Below are 21,258 nucleotides of genomic sequence, written 5' to 3'. Positions count from 1 at the left end.
CGGTATACTATTGTATGTGCGTTTAAATGGTTAGTAGTATATATCAATTTCATTCAATAATAAGTGAAATATCTTAGAAAACTTAGGCATTTGCCAAAGCCCACACTTATACAAGTAAGAATGTTTATACTTTCTTACTTGCCAAAATAAAGTGTATCATAAAATACTGTTAAATACAGTATCGGAACACTTCTAAACAGTTAATTCGAATTGAGGTGCAAGTAATGATTGAGATTAATCATGTTAGTAAAAGTTTTCATGGAAAACATAATGCAATTCACGAGCTTAATTTAATAATACCAGATGGAAAAATTGTCGGTTTTCTGGGACCAAATGGTGCTGGAAAGTCAACGACCATTAAGATGATGACAGGAATTCTTCCAATTGATGAAGGGACAATCAAGCTGAATGGCATAGATATCGTGAAACAACCATTGGAAGCTAAAAGGATTTTTGGATTGGTACCTGACCAACCGGATATGTTCCTTCGTTTGAAAGGAATCGAATATTTAAATTTCATCGCCGATATTTTCAATGTGCCAACTGATCTCCGGAAGGAAAGAATGGAATACTACACAAAGCAATTCTCGATTTATGAAGCATTGGAAGATTATATTCAAACGTATTCACACGGGATGAGACAAAAAATAATTATCACTGGTGTTTTAATCCATGATCCCGATATATGGATATTGGATGAACCACTTACCGGTCTGGATCCTAAATCAGCGTACCTATTGAAAGAAATGATGCGCAATCACGCGGATAAAGGAAATACGGTGTTTTTCTCAAGTCACGGTCTTGAAGTAGTCGAGCAATTATGTGATATTGTTGCAATCATCAACAAGGGAAAACTAATTTTTTATGGAAATATGGATGAATTGAGATCACAATATCAATCCGATCAATCATTGGAAAACGTATTTTTGGAGCTGACCAGCGATGAATAAAACCTGGCTTCTAATTAAAACAATGCTTAAAATGCAGTATTCCAATGCTGGCCAAAAAAGTTCCCATGTGTGGTTATATGTTTTATCTCTTTTATTTCTAGTGCCTTTGCTATTTATCTATATAACGTTCATGGATCAACTTATTCATATTTTGTATGACGGACTTCTACCATACGGCCAGGAATCGCTTCTACTGGGGATTTTATTTTTGAGCATTCATATTCTGTTATTTATTATGAGCTTAGTTACTGTACTAGGCGCATTTTATTTTGCTGAGGATATACAATCCTATATTTCACTTCCTTTTCATCCCTATCAATTGCTGATAGGGAAAGCAGCAAGTCCATTCCTATATTTATATGTGACAACTATTTTTGTATATTTACCGATATTCTTTTCCTACGGTAGTGCCAGCGGGGGACCATTTCTATACTATGTATATGGCATCATCCTGTTTCTATTGATACCAATCATTCCATTTACGATTGCATCGGTTCTGCTCATGTTTATGATGCGATTTGTAAATGTTTCCAAAAATAAAGACAGGTCGAAAATAATTGCGGGTATCGCATCCTTTCTTTTTATTATCCTAATCAATATTTTAATACGATTAAATACGAATTCCAATCAGATGATTAATGAATTAACAAGATTGATTCAAGAACAGGATGGCCTGCTTGAAAAGATGACTTCTTACTATCCACCAGCATATCTAAGCGCCCGAATTCTAAGTGAAGCACAGACATGGCTTGGATTGCTCTTTTTCGTTTTTTTCCTTGTCCTCGTTATCTTTGCCGTCCTACTATTTGCTTGGTTGGGACAATTAATTTATTTAAAAGGAGTTCTGGGACTTAGTACAGGAAGCAAGCGAAAGTTGTCGGACGAAAAAATAAACAAAAAGGTTAGAAGCCGCCCGGTATGCGTTGCATATATCATCAAGGAATTGCGTATAATTTTCAGAACCCCAACTTTTCTAATGCAATGTATTATCCAAAGTTTGTTCGGCCCCATATTTATTGTCGTCATCCTTATGTTTGATTTTGGAACTGGCTTATCTGTAGAAGTACTCGATGTATTGACAGAGAAACAGACGTTACTCGGATTATTTTTGGCGTCGTTTTTGATGATCAGTACAAATGTCACCCCTTTTACTTCTTTTTCACGTGAAGGAAAAACATGGCATACCAATCTCTTCTTGCCGCTTGAACCAAAACAAATTACATTCAGTAAAATTGCAGCTTCCTGGATAATAAATTTACTTGTCCTATTCTTATTTCTTATCGTTACCCTTTTTGTTAGCATCCCGGTAGAAATCGTACTGATTTGGCTTGTACTCATTCTAACAGCCAGCTGGTTCACAAGCAGTTTTGGAACCTATCTGGATTTAATGCAACCAAAGTTGTATTGGACAGATGAACAGGAGCTTTTCAAGGGCCGTTTTATTGGTTTGATCGGTTTTCTGATTGAGGCAGGAATAATTGGAATCATTACGATAATTTTGTGGAAAACGGATGCCATACAGAATGTCTATGTCAATTCAGTCATACTCTTCGTGTCCCTTTTGATATGTATCTTTATTATCAATAAGCTATTTCATCGGAAATTTAACGAAAACACATTTCAACAATTATAATTACTTTAAAACAAGAAAAATGCAGCGGAAATCCGCTACATCTTTCTTCGTTTCTTAGTAGTATCCGCCACCACCGTAACCGCCTGTATATGCTGTTCCGATGATAATTAATAAGATAAATAAAACAACCAGCAATGCAAACCCACTGGATCCGAAACCTGATTCTTTACTCATTATTTTCCCTCCTCTATTTTCGAGACTACTTTAATTTATGCAAGGTTTCTGAAATGGGGAGGGCTAATTGCTTATTATTTATGATCGAATATGGTTACAGGTAATTTTTCACATAATAAACTTTTCCATTCTGGATATCATCATCGACTAGTATATCAATCAGAACTCCACCGACAAGTTCTGTATCTTTCAGTAAGTTATTTTCTTTATATCCTTTGAAGGTGTCTAATTCAACAAATTCAGACTTCGAACTGGAACGGATCTTTTCCTGCATTCCTGTATCCATCACACCTGGACTGAATGCGATAATTTTGTTATCTGTTTCTAATTCCTCTTGTTCTAGTGCAACCGTTCTTGTATACATATTCATACTTGCCTTCGTCGTGCAATACGCACTCCAACCATACATTGGTGATTCTGCAGCACCTGAAGTAATGATTACACTTATAAGTGGAACATCCTTTTCGGTTGCTTGATTCAATAAATAATTCGTAAGCACCATTGGAGCAATGGTATTCACATTCACATGTCCAACTAATTCATCAGGTTGTATGTGAATGGATTGTTTAACGGGGTCGATGACACCTGCATTGTTGACCAAATAAATCGTAGTCGTATCTTCGGTAAAGACGGTATCTGTTATTTCCTGACATATCTGCTCTAGTGTTTCAATTTTCCCAAGATCACAAGGTACATGTTTAAAAGTTGTGTTATTCTCTTTGGCTATTACCGAAAGACGATCACTTGTACTTCTTGATAGACCAACCACGTTAACACCAGATTCCAAAAATAATTTTGCAATCGATTCACCAAGTCCTTTTGAGGATCCTGTTACTATCGCATATTTCATTCATTAACCCCCATTTTCTCGTTTACCTGCTTAAAGTGAAATACCTCGAATTTGATTTGCAAAAGCGGAGTACGATAGAACTTTCACTTCACTTCACTTCATTTCTTTACTTCATCCCAATAATACACAAGTGTCTCCATTCCCTTATCAAAGCTGTCCAATGGAAAACTTTCATTTGGCGAATGCAACCGGTCATCAGGTGTTCCAAATCCCAACAAGACAATCGGCATATCATAGATTGCTTCCATCCATTCAACTACGGGAATAGAACCACCCATGCGAAGGTAGACTGTTTCCTTTCCAAATGCTTTCGTATAACTGATTGCTGCCTTCTTTATGAGTGGATGTGTAGGCTCTACTTTGTATGCTTTTGCTGAAAGTTTTTCCTTTTTCACTTCCACTGTAACTCCAGATGGTGCTACTCTATTTACATGCATTTCCAATAATTGTTGTATTTTGTTTGGATCCTGTCCAGGAACAAGCCTACAGGTTATTTTCGCAGTTGCTGACGATGGAATAATTGTTTTAGTACCTTCCCCTTGATAACCTCCGTAAATCCCATTTATTTCAAAAGTTGGACGCCCCATCGTATGCTCTTTGGCTGTAAACCCTTTTTCAGATACAGTTTCCGATATTCCAGTTGTTTCAAGAAAATCTTCACCAGGTGCCTGCTCCATCAATTTTCTTTCCTCATCCGTCAAGGCTTCCACATCATCATAGAAACCATCTACCGTAACAACTTCATTTTCATCTTTCATTGAGGCAAGAATGTGACTGAGTGCGACGATTGGATTTCTTACAGCACCACCATACATACCTGAGTGTAAATCATGGTCTGGTCCAGTCACCGTTATTTCAATACCTGTAAACCCTTTTAATCCATAAAGAATCGTTGGTTGGTTCTTTGCAGCCATACCGGAATCTGAAATTACCGCAAAATCTGCTTGAAACTGTTCCTTTTTTTCATGGAGAATATCATAGAGATTTTCACTCCCAATCTCTTCCTCTCCTTCAATACACACCTTTACATTGATAGGAATATTTCCTTCAGTTTTCATGTATGCCTCAAAAACTGCCAGATGCATAAAAACCTGCCCTTTATCATCACTGGAACCACGTGCAAAGAGTCTTCCATTTCTTACTTCCGGCATAAACGGATCACTATCCCATAAATCAATTGGATCCGCTGGTTGCACATCATAATGACCATAGAAAAGTACTGTTGGTGCATCCGGGCCTGCTCCATTATATTCACCGTATACAAGGGGGTGCCCATTTGTTTCCTGTTTTTCCACATTTTCAAAGCCAATATCATTTAAATATGTAACGACAAAATCTGCTGCATTGCTCACATCTGTTTTATGTTTTTTGTCCGTGCTTACACTTGGAATCGATAAAAATTCATTCAACTTTTCAAGCAGACGATCTCGGTTATCTCTAATATATTGCAGTGCTTTCTCACTCATTGTGTATACCTCCATAAGCTTTTAACTTAACTCGCGCACGAATAACATTTACTGGGTTCAAAGTGCCTCTATTAATTATATTCCTATTTTACCACATAGAGAAATAAATAAGGACAATCTAAAAAACAGACTGTCCTTATCTGTTAATTTAATGCTGCTTAAAAAACTTCGTGCCATTCATCTCTCTGGTTCAGCATTTCAGTCGCAATTTCCTTTGCACCTTCAAGGCTATGGTTTGCAGCCCAGCCACATTGCACTTCATTGCATGCTGGAACTTCCTGTGCTATTTGTACATCCTTTAATGTTTTCTCCAACATAACGAGTACCTCATCGTAATCTTCATGATTGAGAAGGGATAAATAAAATCCTGTTTGACAGCCCATCGGACCAATATCCAAGACAGAATCTGTGTGGTTTCGGATAAGTTCTGCCATCATATGTTCCAAAGAATGGAGACCCGCCATTTCCATATGTTCTTTATTGGGCTGCTTAAAACGGATATCGTATTTGTGTACCTTATCTCCATTGGAACCCTCTGTTACACCTACCAAACGTACATATGGTGCTTTTACTTTTGTATGGTCAAGATTAAAGCTTTCTACATTCATTTTTTTTGTCATACCTGTAACTCTCCTCATTTGGCTTATTTTTTGTCCGCGGTTATTACCCAAACAAAATCATTCATTTGTTTAAATGATACATTAAAATGATGCTTTTCAAAAGCATTCTTCATTATATCAAGTGTCGGATAATATTCGCGATTCAAATCATCTGCCAAATCGGCAAATCCTTTATCAAACGCTTTTTCAATTTCCAGTTGTTTATCGGCCTCTGTTTTAAACATAGTATCACCAAAAACAATCCTTCCTTTTTGAGGAAGTACAGAAGCAAACTTTTTTATAGCTATCTCCTTTTCAGTGTCGGTTAAATGATGGAAAGCGTAAGTGCTCGCTATTGTTTCAATTCGTACTGAAATGTAGGGATAGTTAATAAAATCACCATCCAATACGGTCATCGATGGTAGCTTCCTGCTTGCAATATTTCTCATTGCCTTTGATGGTTCAATACCTATAACGTGATGACCCGCACTCAGCAATTTGTTGGATAAATTACCTGTACCAACGCCAAATTCCAACACCGTACCCAAACTCTGTTGTACTACTTCGTTGAGTATAGCATCATAATTAGCAAATACCTCCACATATTGCGGATGTTCTCCCATAACACTCTTATCATAATCCAATGCCCATTCCTCAAATATCTCAATAAATTCTCTTCCCATTTTTAAATTCCCCTTAAGGATTATTAAACCAAAGTAAATTACTGTGGATAATATGAATTATATGTATGAACGATTGAACAGGTTCCTAACTCAAATAAAAAACGAGTGCTTGTGCACCCGTTTTTTTACTTTTTATGATTAATTATTTTGCGGGAAAATACGTTCAATCATATTTCCCATTTGATCAAAGAACCCTTCAATTGGCTCTCCATTATCCATATCGTCCACATAATTATTTGTTAAGTCAACAAAATCAGGGTTGGTTGAAACGTATACATTTTCAATACTGTTGTCTACCGATCTTACGATGTCCCCAATTTTTTCTTTCACTTCATCCGTTATTTCTTCTCCATTATCTCGATTGTTGTTCCCTTGGTTATTTTGATTTTCACCTTGATTTTGATTTCTATTTTGACGCTCATCATTGTCAAAGCTTGCTGCTACGTATGCATTATTGTCCGTTGTAAGAACTTGCACCCTGTCAATTTCCTTTACTTCATCCGTTATACGTTCTGCTGCTTCTTCTGATACATCATATTGATTATTGTCATTGTTAATGTTTTGAGCTGTATCACGCTGGTAACGATCAGCATTACGATCCATTGTATTGTTACGTACACCTGTCAGTCCATCTCCAGTATTGTTATTTGGGTTGTTGTTATATCTGGTTTGTTCTGCAGTGTCATTTCCATTAGTTCCTGTATCTTGACCATTATTATCGGCGTTCTGACATGCAACCATCGTCAGAAAAAGTACTGCAAAAATGCTCATTAATTTGTATTTCATTTTTTTATTCCTCCTTACATGTTTGATTTTAGTATGCGACGGAGGTTTATTACTATTCGTTCTGAATAAATCCTTATTATGGTATTCACACCATAAATGTTACGAACATTATATATAGAAAGCGGGAAAACATAACTAGTAACCCTTGACAATCAAGGAGGGGTAACAATGATTCCGGACTACGACAAAGCTCTTTATTACACGTTATGGGGACAATGGGATGACTTGCTGGTATTAATGGTTCGGACAAACGATGATATACTATCCAAAAAAATCGAACAGTTCCTGAATGCCTATCATTACTCATTGGATCAAACAAAAGTAGTCGATTCACATGATACACTTCTTTATTATCTGGACCATGCGATGAAATACAATCCACCTGTAATTGTGGAAATGTAGAATGCATTTAAAAATGGAAAAGCACTTTAAAGTGCTTTTCCATTAATTATTATTATTAACTTTGTTATTATTTTCTTTATTATTACCTTTTTGTTTCTCTTTATTTGGACTTTTTTCTTTATTATTGCCGTTATCTTTATCTATATCTTTACCATGATTATTTTTATTTCTTTTCTCATTATCTTTGTCTTTACTGTCATTCTTTCCTAGCTTACCTTCGTTTTGCTCTTTTTTCACTGAACCGTTCGAATTGGAATTAACAGCCCCATTTTCACTTTTTAATTCACTTGGGTGGGGGGGAGTCGCTTCCTTATTACTTTCTTTTTGTTCCGGTTGCTTTTCATCTGAATTCGTATCAGAACTTTTTTCTATATCCGCTTTATCTGTAACAGGAGTACTAATTAATTCATCTTCTTTCAACTGAGAAGAGTTACTCTGATCCTCATCCGTATCCGCATTGTAAAAGGAATTAATAATTGCTTTATCATTAGGATCAAAGCTATCTTCTTTCACTGAATCTGATGAATCTTCTCCGATTATTTCCAAAGCCATCACTTCATTCATTGAAGTCTCTTTATTCTTTGCTTGTTCTCTAATATCTTTCGGTACAACAAGGGTGGCAATTGTCCATCCGGATATGTTTGAAAAGTAAGATTGCAGGTTCACAGGTACCGTCGAAACATCTCTATCTGAACCATCGTCAACATAGCTGATTCCGACAATCATATTCTTCTCCTCATTAACCATTCCGTTATGTTCACTCTTATTAATAATTTGATCAATTATCGTTTCAACATCCTGATTTTTAAAATCAATTAGGTCTTTTAAAATCGTTGAAGCATCATCATTTAATGCACGAATATGTTGTACATAAAAATCTTTATCTACTTCCATTTCAATACTTGGGTTAATATCCACGGTAACATAGGCGTACGTTTCTTTTTGGCCACTCAAAAAATAAAAAGGCAATACGAATAGAAGGATAATACATGCCATGGACAGTGTTTTAACTGGAATATTCATTTTTTCCCAGGAAAATAACAGCGTCCTTTTTTTCTCTGACTTTAACGGATTATAGGAAACTTCTTCTCCTACATCAGCGTTTCCTTCAACTAACAAAGCTTTTTCAAAGGAACCGTCTTTGGTCATTATAATCGTGTAGTCGCGATGGCGTTCCAGCACAATTCCTTTTTTCATTGCCCCACTCCCTTAAGATAATCCTTAAGATAAATATAGTCTTCACTGAGTACGATAAAAATCGCTATAATAAATTTGCGATTTCGCTCCAGCGTTTTCTTACTAACATCAACTTTTTTTAATAAGTCTTTAATTGGAAGCTTTTTCTTAATCTGGACAAACTCCCTTAATTGTTCATCATCAAAAAGGATCCTTGCTGTTTTCACAGCTGAATCTCGTGCATCTTTATGTTTCGGTGACGCCTCGGTAAGGTCAATCAGTGTTAATCTATATTCTTGAAGCTTTTCTTTGAAGTCCATTATTTCTTCTCTACGGTGGATGGTGTCCTGCTCTTGATTATACTTTTCTTTTACGGCAAGTAATTCCATTGGATTTTCCATTTGTTCTGCATCAAAAGATTCATCCAATGATAATGGAGTAGGTCTTTTCTGATTGTATCTGATATAATCGATTACTTTCCGCTTAATTACAAGTTTGGCAAACGATAAAAATGAACTTCCTCTGTCAGGAGAATAAGAAAAAATTGCTTCATTGAATGCGGATAAACCAATACTAAATTCATCGTCTCTCTTCGGATCGATATATCGCTTGCAGACTTCCGAAACACTTTTGGCGATAAATGGCTGGTAGGTACGTAACAAATAGTTTTGCATGGTTTTGTTCCCCTGCTGAGTGGTTGCAACCATTTCCTCAAGAGGTTTGTCTTTTACCTGGTTGCTTATCATCAATCCGAAGACCTCCCAGGCACTATAGATTTCGTATATTTATTCCCTTTTCCGGGTGTTGTTACAAAGATATTAAATTTATATTTCATTTTTATAATATTATTTATATCTGTCATATGATGTTCCCACCATTTTCATTTATTATTTTGTTTCTTAATATATTAATCGACAAAATTCATCTATTTTTTTAGTATAACTAATGTTAACCTAATGATTAACCCTTTGCTATCTCAATTAGATTACATTTCGTTTAAGATCCCATGACCATTATGTATAATTGCACATTAAAAATGCCTACCTTTCCTTTTACAGAGGTAGACATTTCTGGATGTTAAAGCGTTGCTATGATATCTTTTTTATTCGTAAAGGGCTTGCTACTTGAAATTCCTTTCACTGAATCATTGATATATAAATCTTTTTCGAACCAATCCACCGTCGTTATTTGTTCAACTCGATAAATAAATAATTCGTCGTCTAAAAGGTTTTCATTGCTATTTACTACAATATATTTAATCTCCCACTGTTCAGAATCATAAATCATATCCACGATCTTCCCAATTTTTCCATCCTTTGCATGAACTTTGAAACCAATCGTCTCATCTTCACTTCGCAGATTTTTTTCATTCGAGCTTTGATGCTGCTCCTGCTGGAGATGAGGTTCTTCCGGTACTTTTTCCTTAAGACGACTGCTCTGTTCAAATGTACCTAAAGGTGTACGTTCTGTTCCCAATAAAGCATTATCCCGAAACGAATTCCAACCATAATAGTCAACCAAGTTATTTTCCTGTTCGGATGAAAGATCTTCATTTTCCGGTACAGGTGGACTGTTGCGTATCGTATCTTTATCATATTCCACATCAACATATTCATCATTATTATTCACACTTACAAATGTATTTGGTGGTAATAAAACTTTTCTTCCCGGAAGCCACTTTCTTGTATCCACAATAGCGTATCGAATGTTCCAGTTTTCATCGTTAAAATATAAATCTTTAATTTTTCCCATTTCGCCATCTGTTGCATGTATACTGAAGTTTTTAATTTGCGATGTATAATAGTACATATAAAACGCCTCCATAAAAGGATTTATTTACTGTATACCCTTTAGTAGAGACGTTAAACCAATAATCTTATTTAGTTGTATTTATAATAACTTAACTTTCGCAGCAGTAAAATAGGTTCAAATAGGTAACTGGGTAAAACGTAGAATTCTTACTAAATTTGGTAATTAAGGCTATATACGTAATGTCTGTTGATTTTTAAGCATCGCAGTTGAGATAAAATGTGAACTAGGGCAAGTAACTTCGGCGATCGCTCTGGGAAATACACTGCGCTTTCCACGGGCGGCTGGTGAGCCCCTTCATGCTGACGCATTTCAGTGTCTCACCTATGCCTCTCTTCCCGTAGGAGTCTCCGTGTATTTCCCAGAGCTGGCTAGAAGGTTGCTAATAATTACACTTGAATGGCTAAAATAGCAACATACAGCTTCACCAGTCCGGGTGAGCGGCGGGCGGTGACTCCTGCGGGAACAGCACGTGTCCGAAGACCAGAAGAGTGGTTTTCTCTTCAGGGCTGAGGCCGTGCCCGCGGAAAGCATCCGCCCAGAGCGATCCCGGACGGGAGGAAAAGCAGTTACTTCGCAGTTTATAGAAAATCCAAAGTCAACTTGAGCAGTATCACGAACCCTCCTCATTCTACCAAGGCTAATTTATTCATTTCATTCTGCAAAAGTTGAGTAATAATGATCGATTGGTATAAACAGCCCTACTTTGCCATAATGATCATGATCCATCGTTGCGAATATGATGCCAAGTACTTCTCCGTCCTCATTAATAATCGGGCTGCCGCTATTTCCTCTATAGACAGGTGCCTTTATCATCAATACTTCTTTATCCCAGTTTGATAACTGGGTATAACCTATAATGTTTCCTTCGTTTGCAATACCATTGAATCGTAGTGGGTTTCCTATAAAATGGATTGGCTCATTCTCATCAAATACCGTTTTATCTGCCAATGTTAAATATGGCAGATTCTCTTCACCTATTTGAAGTACAGCCAAATCGATATTAGGATAGGTTTCAACTACATCTGCATTAAATAGACCTTCATCAGGAAATGCGACTGTCACACTTTCTTCTCCTTCAACTACATGATGGTTCGTCAGAATAGTCCCATCCTCTGTTATAGAAAAACCTGTTCCCTTACTATCATCCGTTTCAACAACTACTACTGCCTTTTTATACCTTTGAATATCTTCATCCGTTGATAATTTTGCAGAAGTAATCAGAAAATCAATTGCTGGAATAGAAAATGTCTGGGGTAACAGAGCAAATACATTAAAAGCTAATGCACAGGCAATTAGCCAAAACGCCCATTTGGGAAATGGACGTTTTGGTGCAGATTCTTCATTCAATTTAGCTCGTTCCAATGCTTTTTTACGTTCTTTCTGAACAAGCTCATATAATTCCTCGTCATCAAATTCTTCATATAAATCTTCATCTATTATGTCTTCTGGTTTGTTATCTTTGGAATCCATATGTCACCCCACGCACTGAATAATGTTTAGACAACAGCTTTCACTTCGCCCTTTTGCATCTGATACATCTGATAATATAAACCTCTCTCTTTTATGAGTTTATCATGATTTCCTTGTTCTTTGATAGTGCCATGATCAAGAACAAATATCATATCAGCCTGTTGGATAGTTGATAGACGGTGTGCAATGACAAGTGTCGTTCGGCCTTCTTTCAGGACTTCCAACGCTTTTTGAATAATATTTTCCGTTTCCGTATCAATATTCGCCGTTGCTTCATCCAAAATCAGAATCGCTGGGTCGAATGCCAATGCACGTGCAAAGGAAATAAGCTGACGCTCCCCAAGCGAGAATGTTGTACCACCTTCCGTTACAGCTTCCTCATAGGAATTCGGCAGTTTATCAATAAAACGATCTGCTCCAACCGCTTTTAATGCGCTTATCGCAGCTTTTTTCGTTATTTTCGGATCATTCATGGTTACGTTGGAGATGATTGTCCCTGAAAATAAAAATGGATCCTGTAGTACGATTCCCATATGACTTCGCACTTGTTGTCTGGACCATTCTCTTGTATTGTGACCATCGATTGTTATAACTCCCTTCCCGGCGTCATAAAATCGAAACAATAAATTCATAATGGAACTTTTCCCAGAACCCGTATGACCTACAAATGCAGCGGTCTGGCCTTCATTTATCTGAAATGAAATGTCTTTCAGTACGTAATCTTCATTATTATAGGCAAAAGATACATGTTCAAATACGATTTTTCCATGATATTTATCCACTTTCTCATTATGGACATGTTCCCCATTACGATCCAGTAATTCAAATACTCGAGCCCCTGCAACACGTGCCTGTTCAAGCAATGGAAGCTGGTTCACAATGTCTGTAACTGGTTCAAAAAGCCTTGTAATATAATCAACAAATGCATAAAGCATTCCGATTGAAATAACACTTGTCATTCCAATGGAGGAGGAACCGAAATACCAGATAAACCCAACGAATGTCAGGTTTCTAATAACAGTTACCAAATTATACGATGTCAGTGCACTTAATTTAATCAGCTTTTTCTGATACGTATAATTACGCTCATTTAATACTTCAAATTCCTCTTTTGTTTTGTTTTCACGATTGAATGCTTGTATGACTGGCATTCCCTGAATGGCTTCGTTAATATTCCCATTTATTTGACTGATTGTTGCACGGATTACTTTATTATATTTTGTACCAAAATACTTATAGGCTTTCATCCACCCAAATAATAATGGAATTAATAATAAACACATTGCTGCAAGCTGTGCATCCAATATAAACAAGGCTACAAAAATACCACCCATGTAGACAACGCTTGTAACAATAATAGATAATACCCGCTCATATAAATCCCGAATAGCTTCCGTATCATTTGTAATTCTCGCCACAATCGAACCTGCAGGCTGATCCACAAAATAATTGATTGGGATACGCTGTGTATGATCAAATAAATCATTACGCATCTTCTTAACTATCTGATTAGCTGATTTCTGCAGTAAAAATGTCTTAAAGAATTGAAACACCCCTGCAACAACGAGAAGTACCATATATAATATCAACAGCATCATAATAGGTCTCTGTTCCGGTTGAAAGAAAGGATATATTTCGGTTAGTGATAGACTCTCAGCATCATAGCTATAAATCTGATCAGATGTTGTAATACGAATTTGATTTCCCTCAAGAGAACGTTCCCCTTCCAGTGGTACTTCCTCATTTATAAAATAGTAGGTTGTGCCAATTTGGAATAACGTTGCTTGATCACCTATCAGATCATCTAAACCGGATAGACGATCATTTCGTTTATAGTAACGACTATTATATTCAACCGTTTGATTATCGTCATTATCCGCAATTTCGTGCCAGTATCCTTCTATTCCAAGAATATGTTTATCGATAACTGTTTTTGCGATTAATGGTCCTGAAAGTTCCAATGCAACAGCAATCATTAAACAAAATAAACCGATTAATATCCCTTTCTTGTATTTTAGTGCATATTGGAATAATCTCTTTTCCGTTGATGGCTTCATTACAGTGCCACCTCCCCATCCTCAAGCTGTTGCTGCTGATACTGTTCTTTATACCAGCCATCCCGCTGCACTAATTGTTCATGTGTCCCTTCTTCGACAATCTTACCGTCCTCGAGTACAATAATATGATCCGCATGGGTTACTGCTGACATCCGATGTGCTGCAATAAAGGTCGTTTTATTACGTCTTTCTTTTCGTAAATGTTCAATAATTTTTGCTTCCGTCTTTCCATCTACAGCTGACATCGAATCATCCAGTATGAGTATTTCAGGATTTTTAATAAATGCTCGTGCCAAGGCAACACGTTGTTTCTGACCACCAGATAAAGTAATTCCACTCTCACCAACTTGTGTATCTAATCCATTCGGAAGTTGTTTCATATCATCAAGAAAATAGGCAAGGTCCATGGCCCGGAATATTTCCTCATCTGTTGCTTTCGATTTCCCAAATTGAATATTTTCTCTTATTGTTTTGGAAAACATCATTTGATCTTGCGGTACATAGCCAATCCAACTTCTCATCAAATCTAAGCTAATATCATTGATGTCTGTATCCGACACGTTAATTGTACCTTCCACACCAGGAAACTGTCTGAGCATTAATTTAAAGAGCGTTGTTTTGCCTGCACCTGTTTTTCCTACCACACCAATGGTTTGACCCTTTAAAACATTTATAGATATGTTTTCTAATTGATTTCTTTCCACTGAAGGATAGGAAAAGGATACATGGTTAAAATGAATGGAATCGACAGTTCGAACCAATTTCGGATTAGATGGATTTTGTACATCGGCTTCATAGGACATCGTCTCATTTACTCGATCCAATGATGCATTACCACGCTGCATGATATTGATTAGCTCTCCAATTGCAAACATTGGCCATATGAGCATCCCAAGATAGACATTAAATGTTACAAGGTCCCCAAGTGTCATTACACTTTCAAATACGAGTAAGGCACCATAACCTAAACCAATCGTATAAGACAATCCAACAAGAATTTTCATGGTTGGCTCGAACAATGCATCGATTTTTGCTACCTCGATATTTTTCTTATATACATTTTCGGTCATTAACTGAAACCTACCAGTATCCTGTTTTTCCTGAACAAATGCCCGGATAACGCGCACTCCTCTGATTGACTCCAATACCTCGTTATTCAAATTTCCAAATGCCGCCTGTGCTTCTGTGAATCTCGAATGGATTGCCGAACCATATTTATTCATAACAACAGCCATGATTGGCAATGGAATGAGAGAAGCAAGGGTTAACTCCCAACTGATTGTGAATCCCATAACCGCCACTATCATCAACATAAAAATACTTGAGTCCACAAGGGTAAGAACTCCAAATCCAGCAGTCTGACTTATCGCTTTTAAGTCATTAGTGGATCTTGCCATTAAATCACCCGTACGATACTTCCCATAAAAAGTTGGGGTCATCTTAAGAAAATGTGAGATCAATCGGCTTCGCATCCACCTTTCAAGAATAACTGCCCCTCCAAACAGGGTGTAATCCCATAAAAACGAAATCGCATAATGAACAATTGTTAGTACGAGATAGCCAATAATCAGCGCTGTTAATAGCTGCATCGTCAATGTCTCGAACTGTATATGATCTATCGTTATACCAACAAGTTTAGGTGGAATAAGTCCAATTGCACTCGCGAGAATCAATGAGACTATTGCAAATGAATACCTTTTCCAGTAATGCTTAAAGAACCAATCCAATTTTTTAAATACCTGAAACATTTTTTCACCTTCTATTCTTTCTTTTTAAGCCAAAAAGTTAAGTGTCTACTTACACAAAAAATGCATACGTCTATGACGTATGCATACAATAGGGCAAATTTCACCCTCATATTTCAAAAGGTCACAGATATGACCTTTAAATGATCAAGTAGTTATGTAAACACTAAACTCATTCATCACAGAGGTCACGGGTACTACTATGCAATTATACGGATTATGAATGATAACTCTTTCCATCGTAGTGACCTCCTTCCATATATTTTAATTCCCAATAATTATAGTATTAAGAATATTATTAGTCAATAGCTTTTTTTAGTTCTCCTGTATTTTTGAAATTTAACTAGCCATAAAAAGCTATTTTCATAATGATTTGCTTTTAAACCATTGCAGAATCGAGATAAAATGCGACGTAACTGCTTTTCCCGCCGTCCGTGGAAAGCGAAGTATATTTCCCAGAGCGGTCGCCGAAGTAACTTATCCTAGTTCGGAGTTTGTACATTTTGCGAAATAACAATAATTTTTTAGAAAACACCAAAAAAAAGAACTGCTCAATTTAGGTTGAACTGCTCTCTATTTTAGGTTTATATATTAACTAATTCATTTCTGGTTCAAGTTCATCCTTTTTATTACAGCCAAGACTCACCATATTTTCAACTTTTTCATGTGACACATTGGTCGATAGAGAAATTTCTTCCAGGGTTGCATGAGGTCTTTTACGGATATAATTACGAACTTGTTCGCTGTCCTTAAGACATGTTAGGCACATCATGAACGGGCTGCTTTTCATAGGTTCTTTACATAAACGACAATTTCGAACAAAATCTCCCATTTCCTCACCCCTTTTTAGTTTATACTTACATATTACCTCAATAAATACACCTTAACAATGATAATTACGAATATTTCGAAAAACAGTTCCTTAGCCTCAAATTCTGTCATTCCTTTTCAATATAGTTTCATATATCCTAAAAAAATGCTATAGTTTTTACTAAAGATTAAAGGAGTTGATTAAATGCACTTAGATGAAATGCTTGAATACAATAAACAATTTGTATCGGAAAAAAAATACCAGGAATATACAACGGATACGTATCCAAATAAAAAAATGGTCATATTTACTTGTATGGAATCACGATTAGTCGAATTATTACATCGAGCATTAAATATCCATAATGGAGATGTAAAGATGGTTAAAAATGCAGGTACTATTATTCGGAAACCTTTTGACAGTATAATGAAAAGTATTCTTGTAGCAGTATTAAAATTAAAGGCAGATGAAGTGGTGGTCATTGGACATCATGACTGCGGAATGTCCAATGTTGATACAGCTGCTCTTAAGAACACCATGGTTGATCGTGGAATTTCTGAAGATACCATACACAACCTGACAAACGGGGGAATTAATCTGGATGAAGAGTTTCATGGATTTGATACTGTAGAAGAGTCTGTCATGCAAAGTGTATCTATTATTCGAAACCACCCACTACTTCCAAAAGAAGTGAAAGTCCACGGGTTGGTTATCGACCCAGATACAGGAAAAGTTGATGTTGTTACAAGACATTAAATATTTGAACTACCACTCTAAAAGGAGTTGGTAGTTTTTTATTTTTATTCATAAATATTTCTTTTTACCGGCATACTAAATGGAAGAAAGATGGTATGCCGGAGGGTTTCTATGAGAAAAAGTCGAAAAAACAAAAATACAACTATTTTTCCAATCAATATGGAACAACTCGAAGAAATGCTTACAAGTAAATTTGAAAATAACACCGATTTGAGCTTCTCTGTCTATAAGCATTTAAATAAAAAAATAGCGGTATTTTATATCCCCTATCAGGTGACACCAGAAAAAGTCGAAGCTTTATTATTAAAGCCATTATTGGAAAATGAAAAAGCGTGGGACCCAGAGAAGATTTTAAATGATATCCCCTTAAGTTCTGGAGAAAAGACAACTGTATTAGAGGAAATACTCGAGAAGATAATTAATGGGAACGTAATTATCTATGTAGAAAATGAAGACGCGGCAATTACCTACCCTATGTTAAATGTACAAAAAAGAGCATTGTCAAAAGCCGAAACAGAAACGGTCGTCATTGGCCCTCAAGTTGCCTTTACGGAATCATTAACTACAAATCTAAATATTATGCGCTGGCGAATCCGCTCAACTGATCTCGTTATGGAGAAAATCATGGTTGGTGAAAGATTCCCCCGCGAAGTACGTTTAGTCTATGTTAAATCAATTGCAAATGAAACCGACATTAATACGATGCGGCAACGATTACAAGAACTGCATGTCGATGAATTGGAAGATAATAATGTACTAATGCAATATATCGAGGACGATTCCTTTACCGTTTTCCCACAATTTTATTCAACTGAGCTTCCAGATCGCGCAACATATGCAATAACAAAAGGAAGAATTGGCGTACTCATGGAGAATAGTCCAAACGCAATCCTTGCTCCATCTACCTTATTTAGCTTTTTTGAATCAACAGAAGACTTATATATGCGTTGGAATACGGGCTCTTTTTTAAGATTACTTCGGTTTATATCGATGATTATAGCGGTAACACTTACCCCGCTGTATGTTGCTGGGGTTACCTACCACTTTGAAACCATACCAACTCAATTACTTGTTTCAGTAGGACAATCCAGGGCTTCTGTACCTTTTCCACCCATATTTGAAGCAATCTTTCTTGAATTGATGATTGAACTCTTAAGAGAAGCTGGTGCAAGGCTGCCAACAAAGGTCGGGCAAACGATTGGTATTGTAGGCGGTGTTGTTGTTGGAACAGCTGCCGTACAAGCAGGAATTACAAGTAATATATTGATTATTTTTATCACTATTAGTGCCCTGGCCTCTTTTACAGCACCAAGCTATTTAATGGGTACAACCATTCGTATCCTCCGGTTTCCTATGATTTTGCTAGCTGGAATGCTTGGTATTATTGGGATCCTGTTTGGGATTAGCTTTTTAATCATCCATTTATTAAAAGTAACTTCATTGGGACGTCCGTATTTGGCACCCATCTACCCATTTCGTATGGAAGATCTTAATAAAGTATTATTTCGCTTACCTCAATCCTTTCAGGGAAAAAGATTTGCTTCATTCCGACCGAAGAATTTGATTCGTTTCAAAGAAAGAAGAGCAAAAAATAAAAATGACATCGATGAGTAGGAGATAGTATGGATATTAATGTAAAAATGAAATCAAGCTTACAATTTAAAGCATTTTATTTATTTTTCATTATTTCTTCGATTCAATTAGGTGTCGGCATGTTAGGAATTCCTACCTATATCTTTGCCGAAGCTCGTCAGGATTCCTGGATTTCGATTATTATTTCTTCCATCTTTATCATCATTGAATTACTCGTTATGCTTTTCATCCTAAAACAATACGAGAATGCGGATATACTCGGGATTCAAGTTGACATTTTTGGGAAATGGTTTGGAAAATTACTCGGTTTCGTTTATATCGTTTATTTTGCATCTGCATTATTATCGGTCGTAATAACTTATATAGAAGTTGTGCAGATTTTTCTTTTCCCTGAAATAAGCACATTTACAATGGGCTTATTGTTACTAATTCTAATCATTTATTCGGTACTTGGTGGTATCCGTGTAATTATTGGAGTGTGTTTTATCTTTTTTCTCTTTCCACAATGGCTCTTATTACTCTTAATTGAACCAGCATTGGATATAGATATCATGCACTTTCAGCCCGTCATGCAAGCTTCTCTAGTCGAATTGTTACAGGGGGCTAAGGCTTCATCGTATACATTCTCAGGGTTTGAAATACTTTTTATGCTCTATCCATTTATACAGAATAAAGAAAAAGCCAAATTACCTGTAATATTAGGATCTTTATGGACATCTGGGATTATCCTGATAGCAACAATCATTGCAATTGGGTTTCTCAGTGCAGATCAAATTTCAAGAAGAGAATGGTCTGTGCTAGGCCTCTTTAAAGTTCAAACCTTTTCCTTTGTGGAACGCTTTGATTTTGTCGTTGTAGCAGAATGGATGATGGTTGTCACTCCAAATATGGTTCTTCTCATGTGGGGAGTAACTCATGGAATGAAGCGGTTGTTTCAAGTTCCTCAAAAGGTCACATTATATATTGCATCTGCATTATTGTTATTGGCCTGTATCTTACTTGACCATCATTTTCAAATTCAAAAGGTAACTAATTTTATTTCACAAGCTGGCTTTTGGCTTGTATTTGTATATCCATTTCTGCTACTTCCAATTGTATTGTTAAAGAAAAGATGGCGTAATCATAAAGAGGGTGTAAGTAATGGGCATTAAAAGAAAAATAGTTCTTATAATAATTATTACGCTACTTATTTTCCTGTCAGCTTGTATTTTACAAACAAGGGAAATAGAGAGTTTAGGGATTATACATACACGGGGCATAGATATTGCAGCGGACGACGATAATCAAATTGAAACTTCCCTCATTGTCTTTCAATTTGATGCCCAATCCGAGGAAATCACCACAACTTTATACGGCAAAGGTCATACTTTAAAACAATCCTTGAATGATGCTGGACGTCAAACAAGATATGCTTTAACACCAGGACAGATCCGTGTGGAAATTTACAGTAAAGAAATTGCACAAAGAGGTATTATACCGTATATAAGTACATTGGTACGAGACTCCCGTGTTGCAGATACGATGTTCTTAGCAATAAGTAATACACATGCAAAAGAATTGCTTACCAAAGGGCAAGATGCAGTTACCTCTACCGTAGGGCAATATATTGAGGGTATATTGGAAAAAGAAATTGAGGAAAATGTGATTCCCAATTCTTCTTTATATGACTTCTCACGTAGGGAAACTGAAATTGGACAAGATCCGGTATTGCCTATTATTGACTTAGTAGAAGACAAACCGGCTTTAACAGGACTTGCCGTATTCAAGGACGATAAACTTGTTGGTGAGGTTTCATTAGAAGATGCCTATTTAATTCAACAATTTCTAGATACAACAAAAAACACGCCTCTTGATATAACTATCCCTTTAGAACCATTTAAAAAGTATATGAAAAATAGGGAGGAATTAAAAGATAAAGAAAATCTGCATCTGAGACTAACCGTTATAAAAGGGAAAAACAAGGCAAAGCTAACTGATTTTGAAAAATTGAATTATAAAGCAAATATTGACATAGAGACAGACTTATATGAACTGTCCGAACACATAAGGATAGATGATGAGAAGATTTTAAATTTACTCGAAAAAGAAGTTGAAAAAGAAATCACAAGGCAGTATGACACCCTTTTCGCTAAACTACAAGAACTCAATACAGATCCTTTTGGCCTTGGAACCATTTATCACTCTAAAAAAAGGGAGGGTAATTTTACTACGGAAGAATGGCGTGAAAAATATCCGGATGTGACAATGGATTTCAATATAAACGTGGAAATCAAGCATTACGGAACGATCCAATAA

Annotated in this window: 20 protein-coding genes; 7 read left to right on the top strand and 13 right to left on the bottom strand. The window is 36.3% G+C overall.

Going from position 1 to position 21,258, the window contains the following annotated elements; genetic code table 11:
- Nucleotides 1–224: 224 nt before the first annotated feature.
- Nucleotides 225–950, top strand: coding sequence for an ABC transporter ATP-binding protein (locus ACHABU_RS13215; protein WP_435765369.1), 726 nt, complete (start codon nt 225–227; stop codon nt 948–950).
- Nucleotides 943–2,583 (top strand): putative ABC transporter permease subunit, encoded by a 1,641-nt coding sequence (locus ACHABU_RS13210; protein ID WP_435765368.1) that lies wholly within the window; start codon nt 943–945, stop codon nt 2,581–2,583. The genes ACHABU_RS13215 and ACHABU_RS13210 overlap by 8 nt, the downstream gene beginning before the upstream one ends.
- 54 nt (nt 2,584–2,637) lie before the next feature.
- Here ACHABU_RS13210 and ACHABU_RS13205 read toward each other — a convergent pair whose 3' ends face one another.
- From ACHABU_RS13205 to ACHABU_RS13180, 6 genes are all read right to left on the bottom strand, one after another.
- The gene (locus tag ACHABU_RS13205; protein ID WP_379497047.1) at nt 2,638–2,757 is read right to left on the bottom strand and encodes a YjcZ family sporulation protein; all 120 of its coding nucleotides are present in this window, start codon (nt 2,755–2,757) and stop codon (nt 2,638–2,640) included.
- Nucleotides 2,758–2,851: 94 nt separating this feature from the next.
- Nucleotides 2,852–3,607: a (S)-benzoin forming benzil reductase gene (locus ACHABU_RS13200; protein ID WP_435765367.1), complete on the bottom strand. Its 756-nt coding sequence runs from the start codon at nt 3,605–3,607 to the stop codon at nt 2,852–2,854.
- A gap of 98 nt (nt 3,608–3,705) precedes the next feature.
- The gene (locus ACHABU_RS13195; RefSeq protein ID WP_435765366.1) at nt 3,706–5,073 is read right to left on the bottom strand and encodes a dipeptidase; all 1,368 of its coding nucleotides are present in this window, start codon (nt 5,071–5,073) and stop codon (nt 3,706–3,708) included.
- 158 nt (nt 5,074–5,231) lie between these two features.
- The gene (locus ACHABU_RS13190) at nt 5,232–5,693 is read right to left on the bottom strand and encodes an S-ribosylhomocysteine lyase (protein ID WP_435765365.1); all 462 of its coding nucleotides are present in this window, start codon (nt 5,691–5,693) and stop codon (nt 5,232–5,234) included.
- 23 nt (nt 5,694–5,716) lie between these two features.
- On the bottom strand, nt 5,717–6,355 hold the full coding sequence (locus ACHABU_RS13185; protein WP_435765364.1) for a class I SAM-dependent methyltransferase: 639 nt from the start codon (nt 6,353–6,355) through the stop codon (nt 5,717–5,719).
- Between the two features lie 138 nt (nt 6,356–6,493).
- The gene (locus ACHABU_RS13180) at nt 6,494–7,141 is read right to left on the bottom strand and encodes a YhcN/YlaJ family sporulation lipoprotein (RefSeq protein ID WP_435765363.1); all 648 of its coding nucleotides are present in this window, start codon (nt 7,139–7,141) and stop codon (nt 6,494–6,496) included.
- 168 nt (nt 7,142–7,309) lie between these two features.
- On the opposite strand from ACHABU_RS13180, the gene ACHABU_RS13175 reads away from it, so the two are divergent.
- Nucleotides 7,310–7,543, top strand: coding sequence for a YhdB family protein (locus ACHABU_RS13175; protein WP_435765362.1), 234 nt, complete (start codon nt 7,310–7,312; stop codon nt 7,541–7,543).
- Nucleotides 7,544–7,585: 42 nt separating this feature from the next.
- On the opposite strand, the gene ACHABU_RS13170 is transcribed toward ACHABU_RS13175, so the two are convergent.
- The 7 genes from ACHABU_RS13170 to ACHABU_RS13140 all read right to left on the bottom strand — a co-directional run bounded on the left by ACHABU_RS13170 (nt 7,586) and on the right by ACHABU_RS13140 (nt 16,635).
- The gene (locus ACHABU_RS13170; protein WP_435765361.1) at nt 7,586–8,740 is read right to left on the bottom strand and encodes an anti-sigma factor domain-containing protein; all 1,155 of its coding nucleotides are present in this window, start codon (nt 8,738–8,740) and stop codon (nt 7,586–7,588) included.
- Nucleotides 8,737–9,465 (bottom strand): RNA polymerase sigma factor SigI, encoded by a 729-nt coding sequence (sigI, locus tag ACHABU_RS13165; RefSeq protein WP_435765464.1) that lies wholly within the window; start codon nt 9,463–9,465, stop codon nt 8,737–8,739. The genes ACHABU_RS13170 and sigI overlap by 4 nt, the downstream gene beginning before the upstream one ends.
- Before the next feature lie 331 nt (nt 9,466–9,796).
- Nucleotides 9,797–10,528, bottom strand: coding sequence for a PRC-barrel domain-containing protein (locus ACHABU_RS13160; RefSeq protein ID WP_435765360.1), 732 nt, complete (start codon nt 10,526–10,528; stop codon nt 9,797–9,799).
- Nucleotides 10,529–11,182: 654 nt separating this feature from the next.
- Entirely contained in the window at nt 11,183–12,001 is an 819-nt protein-coding gene (locus ACHABU_RS13155) for a S1C family serine protease (RefSeq protein ID WP_435765359.1), read from the bottom strand.
- A 26-nt stretch (nt 12,002–12,027) separates the two neighbouring features.
- Complete coding sequence (locus ACHABU_RS13150) at nt 12,028–14,058, bottom strand: ABC transporter ATP-binding protein (protein ID WP_435765358.1); 2,031 nt, start codon at nt 14,056–14,058, stop codon at nt 12,028–12,030.
- The gene (locus tag ACHABU_RS13145) at nt 14,058–15,806 is read right to left on the bottom strand and encodes an ABC transporter ATP-binding protein (protein WP_435765357.1); all 1,749 of its coding nucleotides are present in this window, start codon (nt 15,804–15,806) and stop codon (nt 14,058–14,060) included. Before ACHABU_RS13145 ends, ACHABU_RS13150 begins: the two co-directional genes overlap by 1 nt.
- A gap of 592 nt (nt 15,807–16,398) precedes the next feature.
- On the bottom strand, nt 16,399–16,635 hold the full coding sequence (locus tag ACHABU_RS13140) for a hypothetical protein (RefSeq protein ID WP_435765356.1): 237 nt from the start codon (nt 16,633–16,635) through the stop codon (nt 16,399–16,401).
- A 183-nt stretch (nt 16,636–16,818) separates the two neighbouring features.
- Between ACHABU_RS13140 and ACHABU_RS13135 the strand changes: the two genes are divergently transcribed.
- The 4 genes from ACHABU_RS13135 to ACHABU_RS13120 all read left to right on the top strand — a co-directional run bounded on the left by ACHABU_RS13135 (nt 16,819) and on the right by ACHABU_RS13120 (nt 21,258).
- Complete coding sequence (locus tag ACHABU_RS13135; RefSeq protein ID WP_435765355.1) at nt 16,819–17,370, top strand: beta-class carbonic anhydrase; 552 nt, start codon at nt 16,819–16,821, stop codon at nt 17,368–17,370.
- 111 nt (nt 17,371–17,481) lie between these two features.
- Entirely contained in the window at nt 17,482–18,984 is a 1,503-nt protein-coding gene (locus ACHABU_RS13130; RefSeq protein ID WP_435765354.1) for a spore germination protein, read from the top strand.
- A gap of 8 nt (nt 18,985–18,992) precedes the next feature.
- Entirely contained in the window at nt 18,993–20,114 is a 1,122-nt protein-coding gene (locus ACHABU_RS13125; protein WP_435765353.1) for a GerAB/ArcD/ProY family transporter, read from the top strand.
- Nucleotides 20,104–21,258 carry a Ger(x)C family spore germination protein gene (locus ACHABU_RS13120; RefSeq protein WP_435765352.1) on the top strand — a complete coding sequence of 385 codons (1,155 nt, stop codon included), beginning with the start codon at nt 20,104–20,106 and terminating at the stop codon, nt 21,256–21,258. The genes ACHABU_RS13125 and ACHABU_RS13120 overlap by 11 nt, the downstream gene beginning before the upstream one ends.

This window comes from Oceanobacillus sp. CF4.6 (assembly GCF_051262635.1).
In the GTDB taxonomy this organism is placed as follows: Bacteria; Bacillota; Bacilli; order Bacillales; family Amphibacillaceae; genus Oceanobacillus.
This window is presented reverse-complemented; position numbering and strand designations above follow the sequence as displayed.

Bases quoted from the DNA above. Each gene is read 5' to 3' on its own strand.
- sigI (WP_435765464.1), bottom strand. From the start codon at position 9,465: ATGATAAGCAACCAGGTAAAAGACAAACCTCTTGAGGAAATGGTTGCA.
- ACHABU_RS13195 (WP_435765366.1), bottom strand. From the start codon at position 5,073: ATGAGTGAGAAAGCACTGCAATATATTAGAGATAACCGAGATCGTCTG.
- ACHABU_RS13145 (WP_435765357.1), bottom strand. From the start codon at position 15,806: ATGTTTCAGGTATTTAAAAAATTGGATTGGTTCTTTAAGCATTACTGG.
- ACHABU_RS13215 (WP_435765369.1), top strand. From the start codon at position 225: ATGATTGAGATTAATCATGTTAGTAAAAGTTTTCATGGAAAACATAAT.
- ACHABU_RS13125 (WP_435765353.1), top strand. From the start codon at position 18,993: ATGGATATTAATGTAAAAATGAAATCAAGCTTACAATTTAAAGCATTT.
- ACHABU_RS13155 (WP_435765359.1), bottom strand. From the start codon at position 12,001: ATGGATTCCAAAGATAACAAACCAGAAGACATAATAGATGAAGATTTA.
- ACHABU_RS13175 (WP_435765362.1), top strand. From the start codon at position 7,310: ATGATTCCGGACTACGACAAAGCTCTTTATTACACGTTATGGGGACAA.
- ACHABU_RS13160 (WP_435765360.1), bottom strand. From the start codon at position 10,528: ATGTACTATTATACATCGCAAATTAAAAACTTCAGTATACATGCAACA.
- ACHABU_RS13200 (WP_435765367.1), bottom strand. From the start codon at position 3,607: ATGAAATATGCGATAGTAACAGGATCCTCAAAAGGACTTGGTGAATCG.
- ACHABU_RS13135 (WP_435765355.1), top strand. From the start codon at position 16,819: ATGCACTTAGATGAAATGCTTGAATACAATAAACAATTTGTATCGGAA.
- ACHABU_RS13120 (WP_435765352.1), top strand. From the start codon at position 20,104: ATGGGCATTAAAAGAAAAATAGTTCTTATAATAATTATTACGCTACTT.
- ACHABU_RS13185 (WP_435765364.1), bottom strand. From the start codon at position 6,355: ATGGGAAGAGAATTTATTGAGATATTTGAGGAATGGGCATTGGATTAT.
- ACHABU_RS13150 (WP_435765358.1), bottom strand. From the start codon at position 14,058: ATGAAGCCATCAACGGAAAAGAGATTATTCCAATATGCACTAAAATAC.
- ACHABU_RS13210 (WP_435765368.1), top strand. From the start codon at position 943: ATGAATAAAACCTGGCTTCTAATTAAAACAATGCTTAAAATGCAGTAT.
- ACHABU_RS13190 (WP_435765365.1), bottom strand. From the start codon at position 5,693: ATGACAAAAAAAATGAATGTAGAAAGCTTTAATCTTGACCATACAAAA.
- ACHABU_RS13205 (WP_379497047.1), bottom strand. From the start codon at position 2,757: ATGAGTAAAGAATCAGGTTTCGGATCCAGTGGGTTTGCATTGCTGGTT.
- ACHABU_RS13130 (WP_435765354.1), top strand. From the start codon at position 17,482: ATGAGAAAAAGTCGAAAAAACAAAAATACAACTATTTTTCCAATCAAT.
- ACHABU_RS13170 (WP_435765361.1), bottom strand. From the start codon at position 8,740: ATGAAAAAAGGAATTGTGCTGGAACGCCATCGCGACTACACGATTATA.
- ACHABU_RS13180 (WP_435765363.1), bottom strand. From the start codon at position 7,141: ATGAAATACAAATTAATGAGCATTTTTGCAGTACTTTTTCTGACGATG.
- ACHABU_RS13140 (WP_435765356.1), bottom strand. From the start codon at position 16,635: ATGGGAGATTTTGTTCGAAATTGTCGTTTATGTAAAGAACCTATGAAA.